The sequence below is a fragment of the Bizionia myxarmorum genome (genome assembly GCF_008086205.1).
GTDB lineage: Bacteria > Bacteroidota > Bacteroidia > Flavobacteriales > Flavobacteriaceae > Algorimicrobium > Algorimicrobium myxarmorum.
This window is the reverse complement of sequence record NZ_VSKK01000001.1, coordinates 765,266-784,376: the sequence shown is the minus strand read 5'-3', so window position 1 is coordinate 784,376 and position 19,111 is coordinate 765,266. Positions and strand designations below refer to the sequence as shown.

Sequence of the window (19,111 nt, the reverse complement as noted above, 5' to 3'; positions counted from 1 at the left end):
AAGTTAGGGTTTAGTAGGCTGTATTCAAATGCAATAATTACCTTTAGTAATTAATTAAGGCCTATCAACTTATGCGACGCATCCTTCTACTTTTATCCATTGTTTTTGTTGTTTTTTCTTGTGAAGAAGAAGAAACTAAAATCACCTTTTCCGAAAAAAAAATAACAACGGCACAAAATAAAATTGTCGAAATTAATATTCCCATTGCCAAAGGAAATGAAACCGTAGCAAATAATATCAATTCTTCTATTGAAGCAGCCGTTATAAATAGTATAAATTTTGATCCGGATGCGCCTTCGAAAAAGCAATCCATTTCTGAAAGCATTGATAGTTTCAATTCAGAATATACGGCATTCAAAACCGATTTCCCTGAAAGTGCTATGGAATGGGAAGCACAAATTGATGGTGAAATCATGTATCAGTCTGAAGCGGTTATTTCAGTGGCGCTTACCACCTATTCAAATACTGGTGGCGCTCATGGTAATCTAATTATTTCATTTTTAAATTTTGATGCCTTAACGGGTCAATCTTTAAAAAACGATCAATTGTTTAATGATACCAAATCCTTTAAGAGTATAGCAAATACCTATTTTAATGAGAAAATTGCAGGTAAAGAAGAATTCTACTTCGAGCCTGAAAATTTTGTACTACCTCAAAATATTGGCTTTAATGATACAGGTGTTGTGCTCCTCTATAATAATTATGAAATTGCACCATATGTAACGGGATTAACGGAGTTCACTATTCCTTTTGATGAATTGGTGCCCTACTTAAATTTCATGTAAATTCTTTTCCATTCAAAATTTATAAAGTCCATTTAATCATTTGCTTTTAGTTTTATAAGCCCTTAATTTGCGAGCTGTTTGCTAAATCATCCATTTTTACTATGAAAAAAGTTTACTTCTTAAAAACCTGCAGTACGTGTACGCGAATTATTAAAGACATCAAATGGCCCGCTGGTTTTGAATTCCAAGATATTAAACAAGACGCTATAACAGTTAAACAGGTTGAAGAAATGCAGGCGCTTTCAGGTAGTTATGAAGCACTTTTCAGTAAACGCGCCAAACTTTATAAAGAAATGGATTTGAAAAATGCTGACTTGAAGGAAGCCGATTTCAAACATTATATTTTAGAGCATTACACCTTTTTAAGCCGTCCTGTAATACTTTTTAATGATCAGATTTTCATAGGAAATTCTAAAGCAACTATTGAAAAATTAAAAGCCGCTTTAATTCAATAATATCAGAATTTACGCGCTTATTACCGTATTTATGTTGCAGGGGTTTATTTGATGATTAAAAAACCAAAATTAGAGACTTAAATGCACTGGTTTTTTACCGCCAACTCGTGTATCTTCTTTCGTTAGTTCTTTGTAGTTTTTAGTCTTCGGAAATGTTTTAGTGGTCGCTAATAATTCGGCTGGAAGACCAACTAATTTGCGTGTTTTCAAATCCATCCAAGCGCCTAACATTTCACAATGCGCTATATTTTCACCTTTATGGTTATAGAAATTATGATCAAATTTAAAAAAAGTACCATCTTCACTTAAACCTGAAACTTCCAAACTCACCGTTAAAGGTTTGCCCATAAACACTTCTTTAAAATAATACATGTGTTCATAAAAAACCACCGGACCAATATTAAAATGCGCTAATTCCTTCAAAGTAAAGCCCTTTTCCATTAAAAAAGCCATTCGTGTATGACTCATAAAATTGGTATAGGCACTATTGGCCAAATGGTGATTAGCATCCACATCACTCCAGCGAATTTCGAATTGTTTGGTGTACATTTTTCTTAAAATTTAAGTGGCAAAATTACACAAATCTAATTGGCATACATAATATGCGCTTACAGTTTTCTAAACCTCTAGTTTTAATTACCTTTGTGCAACTTTATTTTAGAAATATGATACATTCAATGACTGGTTATGGGAAATCTGTTTTGCAGTTACCAACCAAAAAAGTGACGATTGAAGTGAAATCGTTAAACAGTAAAAACCTCGATTTGAATGCCCGAATGCCTTCAATTTATAGAGAAAAAGAATTAAGCTTACGTAAACTAATTGGAATTCAATTAGAACGCGGAAAAATTGATTTCTCTATTTATGTTGAAATGACTGGGGAAGAAACATCCACACAAATTAATAAAGCAGCGGTAAAACAATACATCAAGCAGCTTAAAGAAATTGTGGATGGTGATGAAACCGAACTTCTAAAAATGGCTGTTCGTTTCCCAGATGCTTTAAATACCGAGCGCGAAGAAATTGATGAAACTGAATGGGAAACTATTTTAGCTGAAGTAAAAGTCGCTTTAAAAAATATTGATACCTACCGTTTGGATGAAGGCCAAGTCCTAGAAGCCGATTTTAGAGAACGTGTTAAAATTATTGAAAGCATTTTAGAGGAAATTATTGCCATGGACCCAGAACGCATTGAAGGTGTTCGCGAACGTTTGCGCAAAGGTGTTGAAGAACTTAAAGAAAAGGTAGACGAAAACAGATTCGAGCAAGAATTGGTTTTCTACATTGAAAAATTTGATATCACCGAAGAAAAAGTGCGTTTAAAGAACCATTTGGATTATTTTATAAAAGCTTTAGATTCTGATGATTCCAACGGTAAAAAACTAGGATTTATTGGTCAAGAATTAGGCCGTGAAATCAATACCATTGGTTCCAAAAGTAATTATGCACCGATGCAAAAATTAGTGGTGCAGATGAAAGATGAGCTAGAAAAAATTAAAGAGCAATTATTAAACGTTTTATAAACGTTTTACAAAAACAAGCATATTGACACAACCAAACAACACGTCTAAAGGAAAACTCATTGTGTTTTCAGCACCGTCAGGATCTGGAAAAACAACGATTGTACGCCATCTTTTAGGACTTGACAACTTAAATTTAGAGTTTTCTATTTCAGCAACATCACGTGAAAAACGCGGTGATGAAATAGACGCCAAAGATTATTATTTTTTATCAGCCAAGGAGTTTAAAAATAAAATTAAAAACGAAGAATTTCTAGAATGGGAAGAAGTATATCGGGATAATTTTTATGGCACTTTAAAAACGGAAGTAGAACGCATTTGGTCTCATGGCAAACACGTTATTTTTGATATAGACGTGTCTGGTGGTTTACGCATAAAGCGAAAATTTCCAGAGGAAACTTTAGCCGTATTTGTAAAACCGCCCAGTATTGATGAACTGAAAATCCGATTGAAAAAGCGGAAAACGGAAAGCGACGATAAAATTAACATGCGTATTGCCAAAGCATCCGCTGAATTGGCCACAGCGCCACTTTTTGATGTCATCATTGAAAATGATAATTTAGATAAAGCACTTGCGGAGGCAGAAGATTTGATTTCTAACTTCTTAAAATCCTAGTTAAAAACCATGAAAATAGGCTTATATTTTGGAACCTTTAATCCTATTCACATTGGGCATCTTATAATTGCCAATCATTTAGCAGAATCTAGTGATTTGGATCAAATTTGGTTAGTTGTAACGCCACAAAGCCCCTTTAAAAAGAAACAATCTTTACTTGATAATTACCAGCGTTTGGAAATGGTTTTTCGTGCCACGGAAGATTATGACAAACTGCAACCAAGCGACATTGAATTTTCATTACCGCAACCAAATTATACGGTAAATACCTTGGCGCATTTACAGGAAAAATATCCAACGCACACATTTTCATTAATTATGGGTGAAGACAATTTGAAAAGTTTTCATAAGTGGAAAAACTACCACGTTATTTTAGACCATCATGATATTTATGTGTACCCTAGAATTTCTGAAGGCCAGGTTAAAACCCAGTTTGATGGTCATAAACGCATTCACCACATTAATGCGCCCATAATGGAATTATCTTCAACATTTATAAGACAATCCATTAAAGACGGTATTAATGTAAAACCGATGCTTCCCGCATCGGTTTGGCAATATATTGATGACATGCATTTTTATAAATAGTAAGTCTTATAAAACAGGCACTTCAATTAATTTTATAACATTTTCATACATTTTAATGTCACTTTGAATGCTCTTATTATTAGCGTTCAACGTATCTTCAAACAGATTTTGATAATAAACAACACCTTCTAATAAATTACTTTTAAAGGCTTGCCATTTTTTGATGTGCTTCGCGGTTAAATCATCTGTAAACGTGGCAATATCCTGGGTTAAATAATCCACATACATTTTTAATTCCTTTACAAACATATTGGGTCTGTAGGTTTCAGCAAGCACAGAAGCTTTTCCATAAATATGCTGAATCATTTGCGTTAAAGAAACTTCCTTATCAAAATAGGCCAAATTAGGTCCAGGACAAATAACAACACCTTGCTGCTGGCCTTTTATAGGAATATCATTTTCAAGATATGAAGCGTTTGCTAAACCGACGCAAAGACAGGCTTTTTCAGTGATTTTATTTTTGGACATTTCATAGATAGCTGTTGGCATCGCTTCCTTTTTCGCGTCTAATTCTTCCAATTTTACATCTTGATATTTTTTTGACGCTGTACAAATTCCTTCTGGACCAAATTCTTTACTCAAAGCTAAAAACTTTTTCGGACAAGAACTTCCAGCTTTATTATTGTCAATACGGTTTTGTTTAAAAAACTCATTAGACGTGCCTCTAATAGTATTAAAAGGCACACCTAATGGTGAAATACCACTCAAATACAAATCAGTTTCTTTAGCTTTTGCTAATAGCGCTCTGGTTTCGATATCAACAGAGGTCGCTTCCGGAACCAGTAAAAAAGGCGTACCCCAACCTACTGAATCCACTTGGTAATTATTAATTAGAAAATCATGTTCAGCTGCCGTTCCAACGCCACCTTGAACCGTGATTTTTATTTCTAAAGGTTGTTCTGGAACAAACTCTTGCTTATCCGTTAATGCTTTTACATAAACCGCATGTGTATCCGCTATTAATTCTGGTTTTTTAGTTTTAAACTCTTCTAAAATGGGCCCTAATAAAAAACCTTCTGTAGCAAAGGCATGTCCACCACAGTTTAAACCGGATTCAATACGGTATTCTGAAACCCAAAGCCCTTTTTTAGCTAGAAATTTTCCTTGGATTATAGCCGAACGGAAATCGCTCACCTTTAAAATAATTTTCTTCTTTAAGTTATTTTTAGCATCTGGATAAAAGTCTTTAAAATTTTCGAAATAACTGTATAATCTAGGATTCATACCTGCTGAAAGCACAACGGACGACTGTAAAGTACTATTAGCAAAACCACGAAGTGAGGCATGGGCATCATTATATTCTATGGGTAATTGCTCCGATTTGATAAAATTATCCTTATCAATTTTGGTCATGATATTAACATCAATTTCGCCAGCAGACAAGTGCGCATCTATATAATTTTTAATGCTTTCTTTAAAAAGCAAGCCTTCATCTAGAAGATGTGAAAGCCCTTCTTTTATAGTAGATTTATTAGGAAGCATGCTTATAAAATTTTCTAAAGCAGATTTGCTTTCAGATATTTCTTCCTTAAATTTTACAAACTTATCTTTAACAATGGTATCTACTAAATTCAAATAAGCGGTGATACGTTTAGCGCGATAATCGTCTACTTTTTGTGTGATTTCCTGATAAGGAATGCTAAATTTCTCACTGTAAAATGCATTCATTTTTTCTAAAAGATCATCATCAATAATAGAAATTACAGACGAAATGCCATATTGGGCTACGCGAATTGGGCTGTCTATGGTGTAAGCCAAGCCCATAACAGGAATATGAAAACTATGTGTTTGTTTGGAGGCTATCATGTTGTTTTTTTATATTTAAGCCTCAAAATTCATGAAATAGAAACGTTTAAAAGGTGACAATTGTCATGACCTATTGTATTTCATTCTGCTACTTTTGGTGGTTAACTTTGATTGAGATCTTATAATATTCTAAAAGATTCCGTTAGTTTTGTAGTTAGAATTTATAAAATGAAAACGTATCATTTCTCTTCAACTCATTCCGTATACCAAGCCATTTTGGTTTCTTGTATGATTTTGACAATAGGCATAGCTCTTGTTCCTAACTTTGACGCTATTTGGGAAAAAATTTTAAACATAAGCATAACCGTAATTCTTGTTGTTGGTATTATTCTATATCAAAGAAAACGTACTTTTAGTATCGATTTTGAGGAAACTGGCATTTATATGAATTATACGTTTACCAAACATAAAATAGAAATACCCTATGAAGATTTATTAGAATTGACATATATGTCATTTCCAAAAATGCGTCATATGATTCGGATTACATTTCTAATAAAAAATCGAACTAACAAGCTGCAATTTTCGGCTAGTTCACTTACAGATAGTTATATTGAATTTGTAAAAAACATGAAACATAAAAATGAAAATTTAAAACTGAATGTGCTTCCATCAGACCACATAATGAATCATAAAATACAAGAGATTTACGGTTTTAAATATAGAAAATTCATAAAAAAAACCTTGTGAAATCATGGTAATTAGGAAAGCCAAACCAGAGGATTATAGAGCTATCGCATCCTGCATGCTAGTAGCTATGCAGGACATTGTATTTAAATTTATTGGTGAAAATTCTCCAGAAAAAGCAAGACAGTTTTTAGAGTATATAATCCGTGAAAAAGCCAATCAGTATTCTTATGAAAATTGTTGGGTTGCGGAAAACGAAAGTGGAATTCTTGCTGCTGCGACAGTTTATGATGGCGGGCAATTAGCAGAATTAAGAACTCCCGTAGCTAAAGCCATTAAAAACCTATTTAATAGAGATTTTAAGCCCGAAGATGAAACCCAAGCTGGCGAATTTTATATTGATTGCGTTGGCGTGAATCCCGACCAACAAGGTAAAGGTATTGGTTCTCAAATATTTAAGTTCTTAATTGATGAGTATGTTATAAAACGCCAGAAAACATTGGGGCTATTAGTAGAAAAAGAAAACCCAAATGCCAAAAGATTGTATTTAAAGTTAGGTTTTGCAGTGGTGGGCGAAAAAATGCTGACAGGAAAAAAATTGGATCATCTTCAATTCAAAAAATAACCATTTTTTTATATCTGGTAGTTCGCGAATTAAAAGTAACTATCAAATTAACTTTTATTTTCTAAATTAGTCTCTAATCTATCCGAAAATTATAAATGGACAAGAACACGACAATTCATGGCAAAGATTGAAAGAAACGATATACACATCATTAGTCGGCATAGCAATTGGTCCGAATCAGAAATAAAAGCCCGATTGCAAAGGGATGTTTATCATGATAAAGAGGCTTGGCAGAAATTTTTAAATCTGCTTTTTATCAGTTTAGGGGTTGGTTTTACAACGGCAGGTATTCTGTTTTTCTTTGCCTATAACTGGGCGGATCTTCACAAATTTGCGAAACTAGGTTTAATTGAAGGATTAATTATTGCTATTACAGCGGTTATTCTGTTTTCAAAATGGCAACTTAATGTTAAAAACATTTTGCTAACAGGCGCTTCTATGATTGTTGGCGTTTTGTTTGCTGTTTTTGGACAAATTTACCAAACGGGCGCTAATGCTTACGATTTTTTTCTGGGTTGGACTTTGTTCATATTCCTATGGGTTGTGGTTTCTAATTTTGCACCCTTGTGGCTTATTTTTATAATCCTTATTAATACCACCGTTATATTATATATTGAGCAAGTAGCGCAAAACTGGCCAGAAATAATCCCGTTTACCTTGCTATTTGGCATTAATACCGTGTTTTTATTTATAGCTTTAATAGGTGAAAAACTATCAGCAGACATTAATCCGCCAACATGGTTTACAAATATCCTGGCGCTAGCCGCTGCTTCATTCGGCACCATAGCCATTTGTTATGGGATTTTTGACGACTATCAAGCAAGCTTCTTAATACTAGTAATAGCAACCGCACTGCTGTATGCTTATGGTATTTATTATGGCATACAAACAAAAAGCATCTTCTACCTTTCCATAATTCCCTTTAGTTTAATTGTAATTGGTTCGGCATTACTAATTAGTTGGTCTGATGATGGTGGCATGTTTTTCGTAATTAGTTTGTTTATAATTTTAAGCGTCACATTTCTTATTGCTAATTTAATAAAGCTTCAAAAAAGATGGGTAAACTAGAAGAAAAAAAGGACTTATTACAGCATATTTCGGCGATGGAAGGCGACGCTTTCACTTTTGACGAGCAGGCTATTTTAAAAGAATACGAACATCAGAATAATAATAAATCCAATTTGGCCATTAAGTTACTTTCCATTTTCGGTGGAATTCTAGCTATGCTAGCATTTCTAGGATTTTTCTTGATTACAGGAATCTATGATTCGGAAATGGGCTTATTAATTTTCGGAATTATATTCATAGCTGCCGCTTTTTTTCTAGACAAAGCTTTCAACCGACTCGTTACTGATACGTTTAGCATTTCTCTTTATATAATTGGTTTGGTGCTGTTTGGTTTTGGATTATCAGAAATGGGCATTCATGAAAATTCCATTCTTATCATCATCGCTGTCATGGCTCTAGGTTCGCTTTTCATTACGCAAAGCTATGTATTATCCTTTATCTCCATAATGGTATTTAACGGGTGCCTAATTAGCTTAATTCTATTTAATTCCTATTATCACCTCATTCATCTTTATATAGCTGGAAACACGGTTTTATTAACCTACGTATTTTTAAACGAAGCCAAAATAATTTCATGGCATAAAATAGCTTCCAAATTATATAATCCAATCCGCATTGGACTTATATTTGCTTTGTTAGCTGGACTTATGGCTATTGGAAAACGGTATTTAATTCCCTTATCTCCAGGAGATTTTTGGTTATCATCCATAATCATGATTCTGGCTGTCCTGTTTATAGTTCATCATATTATAGAAATCAATAACGTAACAGCTCTTAAAAGTAAAATTTTTATTTATAGTATAAGTTGCTTAATTCTGCTTTTAACGCTATACGCACCGGCTATTTCGGGAGCTTTGATAATTATTCTGTTGAGTTTTTTAGTCAATTATAAAACGGGTTTCGTTATTGGGATTGTTGCTTTTATCTATTTTGTTTCACAGTATTATTATGATTTAAGTTTCACACTACTCACCAAATCGCTTATTTTAATAGCCACGGGAATCTTATTTCTAGCATTTTATATATTCATAACCAAAAAGATAAGCGCTCATGAAAAAGTATAAATGGCTCCTGATTTTAGGAAATCTTCTTGTTTTATTATTTCTTTTCAATGCGTCCGTATATAAAAAAGAAACGTTGCTCAAAGATGGAAAGCTGATTCTTTTAGAATTGGCACCAGTTGATCCCCGTTCTTTAATGCAAGGCGATTATATGGATTTGCGCTACGACATTTCCAATACGGTCGTTTATGATGAAATTTCAAAAAGAGGATTTTGTGTTGTGAAATTAGACGAAAACGGCATTGCCAAAAAAAACCGATTTCAAGACAATAAAACACCGCTTAAAGCCGATGAATATTTAATAGCTTATAATTCAAATTCAGGATGGGGTATCAATATTGGTGCAGAATCCTACTTTTTTCAGGAGGGCGATGCCGAAAAATATGAAGTCGCCAAATACGGTGGCATTAAAGTGGATGAAGACGGCAACAGTGTGCTGATTGGTTTATATGATGAAAATCGAAAAATGATTAATTAAAAAAAAACGTATGAAAAATATCAGAAAAAATATAGTGGTGATTTTAGTTTGCTCGGGAATTGTTTTCTCTTGTGCAAATACAAAAAATGATGATAATCCCTCAAAAACAGACATTTCAATATGTGAAAATGCTATAGAAGGCAAACTATTAAACATGACGGGTTTGGATGGTTGTGGGTGGATGATTGAACTTGAGGATGGCAATAAATTAGAACCTATAAACTTAAATAGTTTTAACATCTCGATGGTGGAAGGCAAAAAAGTAAATCTTAACTATACCGAAGTAAATGACAGAGCTGGCATTTGTATGGCTGGAAAAATAGTAGAATTAACCTGTTTGTTAGAAAGTTTAGATAAGTAGATTTTCAATACAGAAACTTTTATTCATCAACTTACATTTAAAACCCGTTTGATGATTCCTTTTTCTATGCACTTTTTTTCAAGTTAATATTCCTATTATTTGAATCAAAGCAATTTGTATATAGTGAATAAATTTAAGCCTAATTTAAAATTTAACGATATGGCAACCGATAAAGAAAATCCGAAAACGGAACACGAAAAAGATTTGCACCAAAACGCAACAGATGAAAAAGGTGCTCAAAAAAAGGACCATTATAACCAATATGGTAAACAAGATGATGAGCGGGTAGAACGCAAAGTCAAAAAGTAATTATTTATACACATACTATTACGGGATTAATAGTTGATTTTTAAAAATGACAAAGCCTTTACTAAAATGTAAAGGCTTTTGTTATTATAAGGAGATAATACGAAATCTAAATTATAAGGTAATGGTTTTAAATCCGCTTTCCTGCAAACCAAACATATAAACAAAACCATCAGGTGAAAATTGGATAGAATTGTGGAAGTCTCCGTTCTTTAGTTCAAAGTGATTCATTGCCGCTTCGCAAACAACAAGCCGAATTCCTACTTTTTCACTAGTTTCAATAAAAGATTTCAGACTTTCATCTTTAGCCAAGTCTTTAACCACAGGACCAATTAAGACTATTTCAAAATCCATTTTAGGGTTATTGGCTTTAAATCCTTTCCCGGTCATTACAGCTGCTTGAAAATACCGTGCATTCGAAACCAATAATGCATATTTCCCATCCTTTTTTATGGAATTTTCAATGGCTTCAACACTTAAAGATTGCGCCGTGGTTTTGGTGTAAAAAACAGATCCTACAAAAACAAAAAGAATCATTAAAAACTTATTTCTCATACTTTCTTTATTTAAAAATTATATTAAAATTTATATGGCGTGATGCATATCACAATGGCAAAGATAGACTATGAGTTAAGGTTTCATTGTAACTTAAGTTACTGTGTAGCGTTTACAATTATAACTTTATTTAGAGAAAGGATGGATTGCGGGATCGGATAAATTTGCTGATTGTAAAGAACTAAAAATGTTAAGAATTTTAAGGACCTTTTAGAAGCTGTTGAATAACATTTCCTAGAAATGTTGCACCTAGCTAAAAAACAAAAGCCCTTACATTTCTGTAAAGGCTTTCCCTGTTTGGCTCCTCCTCTTAGGCTCGAACTAAGGACCCTCTGATTAACAGTCAGATGCTCTAACCAACTGAGCTAAGGAGGAGTGTTGTCGCTTTTGCGAGCGCAAATATATGTTATATTTTAGATATTACAAAACAAGATGAAAAGATTTTAAAGAAAATTTCATCTTTAAATTATCATTCAAAAATTGCCTTATAAATATCGTTTCCATTTGCGAACAAGACCAGACCTATAAGTAATATGAAGCCAACGAGTTGCGCGTACTCCATGAACTTATCGCCAGGTTTTCTGCCGGAAATCATCTCATATAATAAAAACATTACATGACCTCCATCTAGAGCCGGAATTGGCAATAAATTTAAAACGCCTAACATAATTGATAGGAATGCGGTTATAGCCCAGAATGCTTTCCAGTTCCAAGTTGGTGGAAACATATTACCAATAGCGGCGAAACCTCCTACTTGAGCCGCACCTTTTTTAGTGAATATATATTTAAACTGCCCTAAATAATCCTTAATCGTCCAGTAACCTAATGAAGCACCTTCTGTAATACTTTCTCCAAATGTGTAATCTCTATGGTTAAATTTTATATAATCTGGATCTGTTGTTTTAGAAACAACACCCATCATAAAATCAGGATCAGGTGTCAACTTTAAAGTCTTATTTACACCATCGCGCTCTACAACAAGATCTATAGCATCAGCACCTTTATTTTTTAGCAAATAGGATAAATCTGACAGATAATTAACTTCAGTACCGTTAATATAGAGCACTTTATCACTCACTAAAAGTCCGGCTTTATCAGCTGGAGAATCTGGCACAATAGAATCTAATTCAAAAGGCATACGCGGCGTCATAGCAGGCAAATCGCCCGCTTCAAACAATTGCGTTCCTATATCTTCAGGAATTGTCAACGTTTCTTTAGCGCCTGAAAGTCTTTCAACTTCTATCTCTTTTATATTTCTGAATAATAAATGAGAGGTTATAGCGGTTACGTCTTGATATGGCTTACCATCTACGGAGACAATTTTATCCCCTTGCTGGAAACCATATTGTTCCATGGTTTTTGTTACACCGAAACCATATTTCACATCATCTTTAGATGCAAAATCAGTTCCCCAGACAAACAAAATCATCATGTAAATAAGAAAACCTAAAATAAAGTTTACCGTTACACCACCAAGCATAATTATAAGACGTTGCCATGTTGGTTTAGATCTAAACTCCCAAGGTTGTGGCGGTAGCGCCATTTGCTCCTTATCCATGCTTTCATCAATCATACCAGCAATTTTTACATAACCGCCTAATGGTAACCAACCGATTCCGTAAACGGTATCGCCAATTTTTTTCTTGAATAATGAAAACTTAACATCAAAGAACAAATAGAACTTTTCTACACGGGCTCCAAATATCTTTGATGGAATGAAATGGCCTAATTCATGCAGAACAATAAGAATAGACAGACTTAAAAATAGTTGTGCTGCCTTTATTAAAATTACAATCATATGAGTTTCTTCTTTTTATAGCGCACAAAAGTAGTGTTTTAACACCATTAAGAAAACTATAAGCGGTTTATTGCTATTTTTTTAACACGGTTTTGTTGATAAAGCCGCTGCTGGTTTCAAACTTTACAAATAATATGCCAGATGCGTAGGAAGAAAGATCTAAACTAGAATTCCATAATTGCGTATCTAAAAGTTGACCTAACGCATTATATATTTTCACCTGATTAACCTGCAAGCTATCCGGTTTATCAAGATAAACAATATTGCTTGTAGGGTTTGGATATAAGGTTACACTAGCATTCAAATAAGAAGTATCTGTAGATAAGGTTACCGAGTTATTCCGAGATATTAAATCGCTTTCAGGATCAAAAACAACATCTACAACCGTGAAATTTACCGTTTTTATGAAATCTTCATTATTAATTGTATTCGTTAAAACAACATCTTGAATTTCACCATTAGTTCCAATAAGTCGAATAGGCACTGGTGCTTCAAAAAAGGAAACCGATGCATGACTTTGAGATTGGTTTACATTCAGAAATACAGTTGATGCTGAAGGTTGATTCCACGAAACCGTATATATCGGATACCCTTGATTATAAATCCAATCATTAAAAAATTCCGTTAAATCTTCACCCGTTGCTGTTTCAACAACATTTATAAAATCGTTTGTTTTGGCATAACCGTATGTGTGATTAGGATGGTTTAAATACGTTCTCATGGCTTGAAAAAATGACAGGTCTCCAAGTTTCTTCCGAAGCATATGCACAACCATCGCCCCTTTATTATAACTTAAACGACTACTGAAAATTCTATTAACGCTCGTTGTATCTGAATCTGTTAAATAAACGGCACCACCAGGTTGTGATGTAATATTGTTAACTAACTGTTCTTTAAATGCAATAAAATCCGAATTTCCGTCTGTGTTTTCTGTAAACAATCCTGGTAAATACGTGGCAAAACCTTCACTTAACCATATATCTTTCCAGCTACCTGCCGTTACCTTATTGCCAAACCACTGATGTGCTAGTTCATGAGCTACCAAGTTTTCACCAAAACTTCCCATAAAAGAAACCGTGGAATGTTCCATACCGCCGCCCCAACCAAATTGGGCATGACCATATTTTTCATTGGCAAAGGGATAGGTATCAAAAAGATTGGAATAAATAGTAATCATATCTACCGTAATCGGTGTTCTAGCTTGCGCATACCCTAGATTTTCAGGATACACGTAATTAACCACATCAAATGGTGTCCCATTATTAGCAACTTCATGAGAGTAAACGGTATAATTGGTCGCCGCAATAGCCACCAAATAAGCAGGAATAGGATATTTATGCTTAAACCGTGTGGTTTTAGAATTTCCGGAGATGGTCTGCCCAATTTCCAGTCCGTTGGAAACGGATACATAATCTTCATTATTAGATGTAAGTCGTGGTGTTGTTATATATACATCTATAGAATCTATTTTATCAATTAAATCCTGTTTGCACGGCCACCAACCTTTAGCACCATAAGGTTCCGAAAGTGTCCAAATTACGGGACTTCCACTGTGTGAACTTTGTTCAAAAGAACCAAAACCCGAACTTTCAGGATTTCCTGAATAGCTTATGGTTAGCGAATCTAAAACACCCGCTGACTGAATTTGATTTAAAGTAATAACCACCTCATCTGAAGCATTATGCGTAAACGTTAAAGAATTTCCGCGTTGTGTGACTTGAGAAACCGTCATATTATCCGTTAGCTCAAAGGTAATTTGAGACAAATCTTCCTTGGCTTCATAATAGGTGGTAACATCACCTGAAATAAACGCAACAGCCGGATTAACCGTTAAATCCAATCTGTGATATTTTATATCGTAATTACCAGTGTTCATACTAAAACGCTGATTCATCTTTTTCATGGCCATTTTGGCTTCAGCTTCCTGAATTTTATTAAAGGATTTCAAGTAATCTTGAGCAAAAAATGGGGTAGAAATTAAAAATAGTAAAAGTGCTAAATAGGCTTTCATAGAGTTTTTTTATGCTAAAAAATATTGCTTGTTAAAATTACCACTTTAATCTGTATTCTATCGTAATTTCGCAGCAGAATTGTTTCATAAAATCTTATTGTTATGTTGTCATTTTTTAAAGACTACAAGTATTTTGCCATCGTTTTTCTGATTATTGCTATAATTATTATGACTATTATTTATAATGTTTTAAACGTAGAAAAACCTTTGCCCATTTATCAACCTTCTATGGTAAATTTTGAATTGGTAGACAGCACCATTCAATACAAAAAGAAATATCATAAGATTGCCGATTTCAGCTTAACCAATCAAAATGGTAAAACAATTACACAGGAAGATTATAAGAACAAAATTTATGTAGCCGATTTCTTCTTTACAACCTGCCAAACTATTTGTCCGATTATGACAGACCATATGGTTTATATTCAGAAGGAATTAGAAGATGAACCTGAAATTTTACTGCTTTCTCATACCGTAACACCTGAAATAGATTCAGTTGCCCAATTAAAAAAATACGCTTTAGAAAAAGGTGTGGATGATTCCCGTTGGAACCTTGTTACAGGCGATAGAAAACAAATTTACGACTTGGCTCGAAAAAGTTATTTAGCCGTAAAAGACGTTGGAAGTGCGGATCCGTATGATATGATTCATACGGAGAATTTCATGCTTATTGATAAGAAAAGCCAAATTCGTGGTTTTTATGATGGTACTAAACTTGAGGATATTGAACGTTTAATATCTGATATTCGGAAATTAAAAAAAGATTCTGAATAGTTTTTAATTCAACTATTTTTTTAACGGCGCTTTTTACAGTAATTTCGCTTCTTTAAATTCAATCTAAATAAGCTTGCAAGTAACTTTAGCAGATATTAAACGTGGTGAAATTGGGATTATAGTCGATGTATCGTCTATACATATCCCCTTGAAGCTATTGGAAATGGGTTGTCTTCCTGGCAATAGCGTGGAATTGGTTCAAATGGCACCTTTTGCGGATCCAATGTATTTAAATATAAATGGAAGTCATTTAGCCATTCGGAAAGAAACCGCACTTCACATTCAAATAGAAATTGCTAGATGAGCAAACAAATCAACGTTGCCTTAATTGGAAATCCCAATACCGGAAAAACTTCTGTTTTCAATGCTTTAACAGGTTTAAACCAAAAAGTGGGAAATTATCCAGGCATTACGGTTGAAAAAAAAGAAGGAATTTGCAAATTACCACGTGGCGTAAAAGCTCATATCATTGATTTACCTGGAACTTATAGTTTAAATGCGTCTTCTTTAGATGAGAATGTTGTTATAGAATTACTTCTCAATAAAAACGATAAAGATTTTCCTGATGTTGCCGTTGTTGTTTGCGACGTGGAAAATATAAAGCGAAATTTATTACTTTTCACACAGATTAAAGATCTTAAAATCCCCACTATCCTCGCTATCAATATGGCAGATAGAATGGCTTATAAAGGAATCAGTTTAGATATTCCCCACCTTGAAGAACATCTGAACACCAAGGTTGTACTCATTAGCACTCGAAAAAAAACAGGAATTCCTGAACTTAAAGAGGTCATTGCCGCTTATAAAGAGTTATCAATTGAGCCTTGTTTAAATGCCTCTGAAATTGATAAAGACTACTTTGCAAATTTACAAAAAGCATTCCCCAATCAGTTGTTGTATAAACTGTGGTTAGTTATAACGCAGGATGTTAACTTCGGAAAAATGGACAGAAATACCATTGATGCCGTTGCCGATTTTAAAACCAAATCCAATATAGATTTAAAGCGTTTACAGCAAAAAGAAACTATAAAACGGTATCAGTTTATTAATAATGTGCTTAAAGAAGGGCAAGCCATTGATTTAAGTACAGCTAAAGATTTACGCATTAGGCTAGACCGAATTCTAACCCATAAAGTTTGGGGTTATGTTATTTTCGGACTAATTCTATTAACCATATTTCAAGCCATTTATGATTGGTCCAGCATCCCCATGGATTTTATTGATAGTTCTTTTGCGTCATTAAGTGAATGGACTAAAACCACCATGCCGTCTGGCACCTTAACCAATTTAATTTCTGAAGGGATTATCCCTGGAATTGGCGGAATCGTTATTTTTATTCCGCAAATTGCCTTTTTATTTCTGTTTATTTCGGTTTTAGAAGAAAGTGGTTATATGAGTCGTGTGGTCTTTTTAATGGATCGGGTGATGAGGAAATTTGGATTAAGCGGAAAAAGTGTGGTACCCTTAATTTCTGGTACAGCTTGTGCCATTCCAGCTATTATGGCAACCCGAAATATTGAAAGTTGGAAAGAGCGTTTAATAACCATTCTAGTGACACCTTTTACTACCTGTTCGGCCAGATTACCAGTTTATCTAATTATTATTTCTTTGGTAATTCCGGAAGGTCGCTTTCTTGGTTTAAGTTTTCAGGCTTTAACCTTAATGCTCTTGTATTTATTAGGATTTGCAGCAGCCGTTGGCTCCGCTTGGCTTTTAAATAAAATTCTTAAGATAAAAAGTAAGACATTTTTTGTGGTAGAAATGCCTAATTATAAATTACCACTTCTAAAAAATGTCGCTATTACGGTTCTTGAAAAAACCAAAGCTTTTGTGTTTGGTGCCGGTAAAATAATCTTGGCTATATCCATTGTTTTGTGGTTTTTAGCGTCTTATGGTCCGGGTGATGATTTTAATAATGCGGAAGCCATTGTTACTGAAAAATACACCAATGCCGATATCACAGAAACGGATTTAGATCATCACATTGACTCTTATAAACTCGAACATTCTTATATAGGTATCACAGGTCGTGCTATTGAGCCAGCTATTCGCCCATTGGGTTATGATTGGAAAATAGGTATTGCCCTGGTGAGTTCATTTGCGGCACGTGAAGTTTTTGTAGGCACGTTAGCAACCATTTATAATGTAGGCAGCGATGAAGAGGAAACCATTAAAAACCGAATGGCTGGTGAAGTCAACCCTGTTTTAGGCGGACCATTATTTAACTTTGCTTCTGGAATTTCACTACTTTTATTTTATGCATTTGCTATGCAATGCATGAGTACACTAGCTATTGTGAAAAAAGAAACGAACAGCTGGAAATGGCCGGTTTGGCAATTATTTATTATGACGGCTCTTGCCTATATATCGGCATTAATTGCCTTCCAATTATTAAAGTAAATTTATCATATTATGGGTCCAATTATTCAAAATATCATAGCGTTTACGGTATTGGCTTTAGCCATATTATTCCTGATTAGGAAGTTTATATGGAATCCGAAGAAAAAGAATTCTAAAAATTGTGGTGGTGATGATGGTTGTGGATGCCACTAATTAGCATCCGTATATTGCAGATAATACTCTTTTGTCGCTATTTTCTTTTCAGCTGTTGGAAAAGGCATCACATTATATAAGCAAAGCGTTAAACCATTTTCTAAAGTCAAAACTTTACGTTCTTTATCTGTATAGTTGGTGGGCGGGATTTTAAAAGTTTCAGAAGATATAATGGTGTCGTTTTTAGAAACAGTTACTGTAAAAACAACTTCGCCAGCCCAAATACAGGTTACACCAATAGGACATCTGGAATCTGAAAGGAGTTCAGAAAATTTCACAGAATAATCGCCGAATAAAACGCTCTGCTGATAAAACAGTTTTTTCAGAATTATAGGCGCAGTTGCAGCTTCATTTTCTTGAGCAAATCCTATAAAACTAACGAGTAACAATACGAATACAAGACTTTTTTTCATTTTAATTAATTTAAGGAAGGCCTATTATTAAAGTTTTTTGAGATATAAATTTTTAGCAACACTTTGTGAAACTGTTAGTAATTTACCATTTGCTTTGATGTTGATGGATTTATCAAAAGGCTCGATATGCATTACTTCAATAATAGAACCTAAACTGATGTTATTATTATTTAAATACTGTAAAAATTCAGACGAACTATCATTCACACCCACACAACTATAACGCAAATTTACTTGAGCTTGCGATAATAATGTTTTTTCAACATAGGTTATTTCGCCATCTTTATTCGGAATCGGATCGCCATGTGGATCATGGGTTGGATGACCTAAAAATATATCCAACTCATCTATTAATTTTTGCGACTTAATATGCTCTAATTGCTCGGCTAATTCGTGCACCTCATCCCAAGTAAAGTTTAATTTTTCCACCAAAAACACTTCCCAAAGTCTGTGTTTCCTGATAATATTTATAGCAATCCTTTTTCCGGTTTCGGTTAATGTCACCCCTTTATACTTTTTATAATTGGCATAATCTTTCTCCGATAATTTCCGAATCATATCCGTGGCGGAAGATGCCTTGGTATTCATGGCTTCAGCTAATGCATTCGTATTGACATTCTCCGCACCTTGCTTACTTAAATGGTAAATAGCTTTAATATAATTTTCTTCTGTTAACGTAATCATAATCACATTTTATATAACAAATATACA

The 19,111-nt window shown here is 33.9% G+C and carries 23 protein-coding genes and 1 tRNA gene; 16 read left to right on the top strand and 8 right to left on the bottom strand.

The window, feature by feature from the left end:
* Nucleotides 1-71: 71 nt before the first annotated feature.
* Nucleotides 72-785 carry a DUF3298 and DUF4163 domain-containing protein gene (locus ES674_RS03570; protein ID WP_148402602.1) on the top strand — a complete coding sequence of 238 codons (714 nt, stop codon included), beginning with the start codon at nucleotides 72-74 and terminating at the stop codon, nucleotides 783-785.
* 101 nt (nucleotides 786-886) lie between these two features.
* Entirely contained in the window at nucleotides 887-1,240 is a 354-nt protein-coding gene (locus ES674_RS03565; protein WP_148402601.1) for an arsenate reductase family protein, read from the top strand.
* Between the two features lie 69 nt (nucleotides 1,241-1,309).
* Here ES674_RS03565 and ES674_RS03560 read toward each other — a convergent pair whose 3' ends face one another.
* Nucleotides 1,310-1,789 (bottom strand): acyl-CoA thioesterase, encoded by a 480-nt coding sequence (locus ES674_RS03560; RefSeq protein WP_148402600.1) that lies wholly within the window; start codon nucleotides 1,787-1,789, stop codon nucleotides 1,310-1,312.
* Nucleotides 1,790-1,905: 116 nt separating this feature from the next.
* Here ES674_RS03560 and ES674_RS03555 point away from each other — a divergent pair, with 116 nt between their 5' ends.
* Genes ES674_RS03555 through nadD form a run of 3 tightly spaced genes read left to right on the top strand, consistent with a single transcriptional unit; the run spans nucleotide 1,906 to nucleotide 3,964 of the window.
* Nucleotides 1,906-2,763 (top strand): YicC/YloC family endoribonuclease, encoded by an 858-nt coding sequence (locus tag ES674_RS03555; protein ID WP_148402599.1) that lies wholly within the window; start codon nucleotides 1,906-1,908, stop codon nucleotides 2,761-2,763.
* A gap of 22 nt (nucleotides 2,764-2,785) precedes the next feature.
* Nucleotides 2,786-3,376 carry a guanylate kinase gene (gene gmk, locus ES674_RS03550; protein WP_148402598.1) on the top strand — a complete coding sequence of 197 codons (591 nt, stop codon included), beginning with the start codon at nucleotides 2,786-2,788 and terminating at the stop codon, nucleotides 3,374-3,376.
* A 9-nt stretch (nucleotides 3,377-3,385) separates the two neighbouring features.
* A complete protein-coding gene (nadD, locus tag ES674_RS03545; RefSeq protein ID WP_148402597.1) occupies nucleotides 3,386-3,964 on the top strand; it encodes a nicotinate (nicotinamide) nucleotide adenylyltransferase in 579 nt (192 codons plus the stop codon).
* Nucleotides 3,965-3,970: 6 nt separating this feature from the next.
* Here nadD and ES674_RS03540 read toward each other — a convergent pair whose 3' ends face one another.
* Complete coding sequence (locus ES674_RS03540; RefSeq protein WP_246125965.1) at nucleotides 3,971-5,770, bottom strand: hypothetical protein; 1,800 nt, start codon at nucleotides 5,768-5,770, stop codon at nucleotides 3,971-3,973.
* 168 nt (nucleotides 5,771-5,938) lie between these two features.
* Here ES674_RS03540 and ES674_RS03535 point away from each other — a divergent pair, with 168 nt between their 5' ends.
* The 7 genes from ES674_RS03535 to ES674_RS15375 all read left to right on the top strand — a co-directional run bounded on the left by ES674_RS03535 (nucleotide 5,939) and on the right by ES674_RS15375 (nucleotide 10,299).
* The gene (locus tag ES674_RS03535) at nucleotides 5,939-6,460 is read left to right on the top strand and encodes a hypothetical protein (RefSeq protein WP_148402596.1); all 522 of its coding nucleotides are present in this window, start codon (nucleotides 5,939-5,941) and stop codon (nucleotides 6,458-6,460) included.
* 4 nt (nucleotides 6,461-6,464) lie between these two features.
* Nucleotides 6,465-7,022: a GNAT family N-acetyltransferase gene (locus ES674_RS03530; protein WP_148402595.1), complete on the top strand. Its 558-nt coding sequence runs from the start codon at nucleotides 6,465-6,467 to the stop codon at nucleotides 7,020-7,022.
* 117 nt (nucleotides 7,023-7,139) lie between these two features.
* Entirely contained in the window at nucleotides 7,140-8,090 is a 951-nt protein-coding gene (locus ES674_RS03525; RefSeq protein ID WP_148402594.1) for a DUF2157 domain-containing protein, read from the top strand.
* Nucleotides 8,078-9,154: a DUF4401 domain-containing protein gene (locus tag ES674_RS03520; RefSeq protein ID WP_148402593.1), complete on the top strand. Its 1,077-nt coding sequence runs from the start codon at nucleotides 8,078-8,080 to the stop codon at nucleotides 9,152-9,154. Before ES674_RS03525 ends, ES674_RS03520 begins: the two co-directional genes overlap by 13 nt.
* Nucleotides 9,141-9,629 (top strand): GDYXXLXY domain-containing protein, encoded by a 489-nt coding sequence (locus ES674_RS03515; protein WP_148402592.1) that lies wholly within the window; start codon nucleotides 9,141-9,143, stop codon nucleotides 9,627-9,629. The genes ES674_RS03520 and ES674_RS03515 overlap by 14 nt, the downstream gene beginning before the upstream one ends.
* A 10-nt stretch (nucleotides 9,630-9,639) precedes the next feature.
* Nucleotides 9,640-9,990 carry a hypothetical protein gene (locus ES674_RS03510; protein ID WP_148402591.1) on the top strand — a complete coding sequence of 117 codons (351 nt, stop codon included), beginning with the start codon at nucleotides 9,640-9,642 and terminating at the stop codon, nucleotides 9,988-9,990.
* A gap of 159 nt (nucleotides 9,991-10,149) precedes the next feature.
* Entirely contained in the window at nucleotides 10,150-10,299 is a 150-nt protein-coding gene (locus ES674_RS15375) for a hypothetical protein (RefSeq protein ID WP_170233955.1), read from the top strand.
* Nucleotides 10,300-10,410: 111 nt separating this feature from the next.
* Here ES674_RS15375 and ES674_RS03505 read toward each other — a convergent pair whose 3' ends face one another.
* From ES674_RS03505 to ES674_RS03490, 4 genes are all read right to left on the bottom strand, one after another.
* On the bottom strand, nucleotides 10,411-10,851 hold the full coding sequence (locus tag ES674_RS03505) for a DsrE family protein (RefSeq protein WP_148402590.1): 441 nt from the start codon (nucleotides 10,849-10,851) through the stop codon (nucleotides 10,411-10,413).
* Nucleotides 10,852-11,149: 298 nt separating this feature from the next.
* A tRNA-Asn gene (locus tag ES674_RS03500) sits at nucleotides 11,150-11,226 on the bottom strand.
* Between the two features lie 94 nt (nucleotides 11,227-11,320).
* A complete protein-coding gene (gene rseP, locus ES674_RS03495; RefSeq protein ID WP_148402589.1) occupies nucleotides 11,321-12,649 on the bottom strand; it encodes an RIP metalloprotease RseP in 1,329 nt (442 codons plus the stop codon).
* Between the two features lie 73 nt (nucleotides 12,650-12,722).
* Nucleotides 12,723-14,660: a M1 family aminopeptidase gene (locus ES674_RS03490; RefSeq protein ID WP_148402588.1), complete on the bottom strand. Its 1,938-nt coding sequence runs from the start codon at nucleotides 14,658-14,660 to the stop codon at nucleotides 12,723-12,725.
* Nucleotides 14,661-14,762: 102 nt separating this feature from the next.
* Here ES674_RS03490 and ES674_RS03485 point away from each other — a divergent pair, with 102 nt between their 5' ends.
* The 4 genes from ES674_RS03485 (at nucleotide 14,763) to ES674_RS03470 (ending at nucleotide 17,987) form a co-directional block, all read left to right on the top strand.
* On the top strand, nucleotides 14,763-15,434 hold the full coding sequence (locus tag ES674_RS03485; RefSeq protein ID WP_148402587.1) for an SCO family protein: 672 nt from the start codon (nucleotides 14,763-14,765) through the stop codon (nucleotides 15,432-15,434).
* Nucleotides 15,435-15,507: 73 nt separating this feature from the next.
* Nucleotides 15,508-15,738 carry a FeoA family protein gene (locus ES674_RS03480; protein WP_148402586.1) on the top strand — a complete coding sequence of 77 codons (231 nt, stop codon included), beginning with the start codon at nucleotides 15,508-15,510 and terminating at the stop codon, nucleotides 15,736-15,738.
* The gene (gene feoB, locus ES674_RS03475; RefSeq protein ID WP_148402585.1) at nucleotides 15,735-17,834 is read left to right on the top strand and encodes a ferrous iron transport protein B; all 2,100 of its coding nucleotides are present in this window, start codon (nucleotides 15,735-15,737) and stop codon (nucleotides 17,832-17,834) included. The genes ES674_RS03480 and feoB overlap by 4 nt, the downstream gene beginning before the upstream one ends.
* Before the next feature lie 12 nt (nucleotides 17,835-17,846).
* Nucleotides 17,847-17,987 (top strand): FeoB-associated Cys-rich membrane protein, encoded by a 141-nt coding sequence (locus ES674_RS03470; RefSeq protein ID WP_148402584.1) that lies wholly within the window; start codon nucleotides 17,847-17,849, stop codon nucleotides 17,985-17,987.
* Here the strand turns inward: ES674_RS03470 and ES674_RS03465 are convergent.
* Both ES674_RS03465 and ES674_RS03460 read right to left on the bottom strand, forming a co-directional pair.
* Nucleotides 17,984-18,400, bottom strand: coding sequence for a hypothetical protein (locus ES674_RS03465; RefSeq protein ID WP_148402583.1), 417 nt, complete (start codon nucleotides 18,398-18,400; stop codon nucleotides 17,984-17,986). The two genes, ES674_RS03470 and ES674_RS03465, sit on opposite strands and share 4 nt — an antisense overlap.
* Before the next feature lie 27 nt (nucleotides 18,401-18,427).
* Nucleotides 18,428-19,084 carry a metal-dependent transcriptional regulator gene (locus tag ES674_RS03460; RefSeq protein ID WP_148402582.1) on the bottom strand — a complete coding sequence of 219 codons (657 nt, stop codon included), beginning with the start codon at nucleotides 19,082-19,084 and terminating at the stop codon, nucleotides 18,428-18,430.
* Between the last annotated feature and the right edge of the window lie 27 nt (nucleotides 19,085-19,111).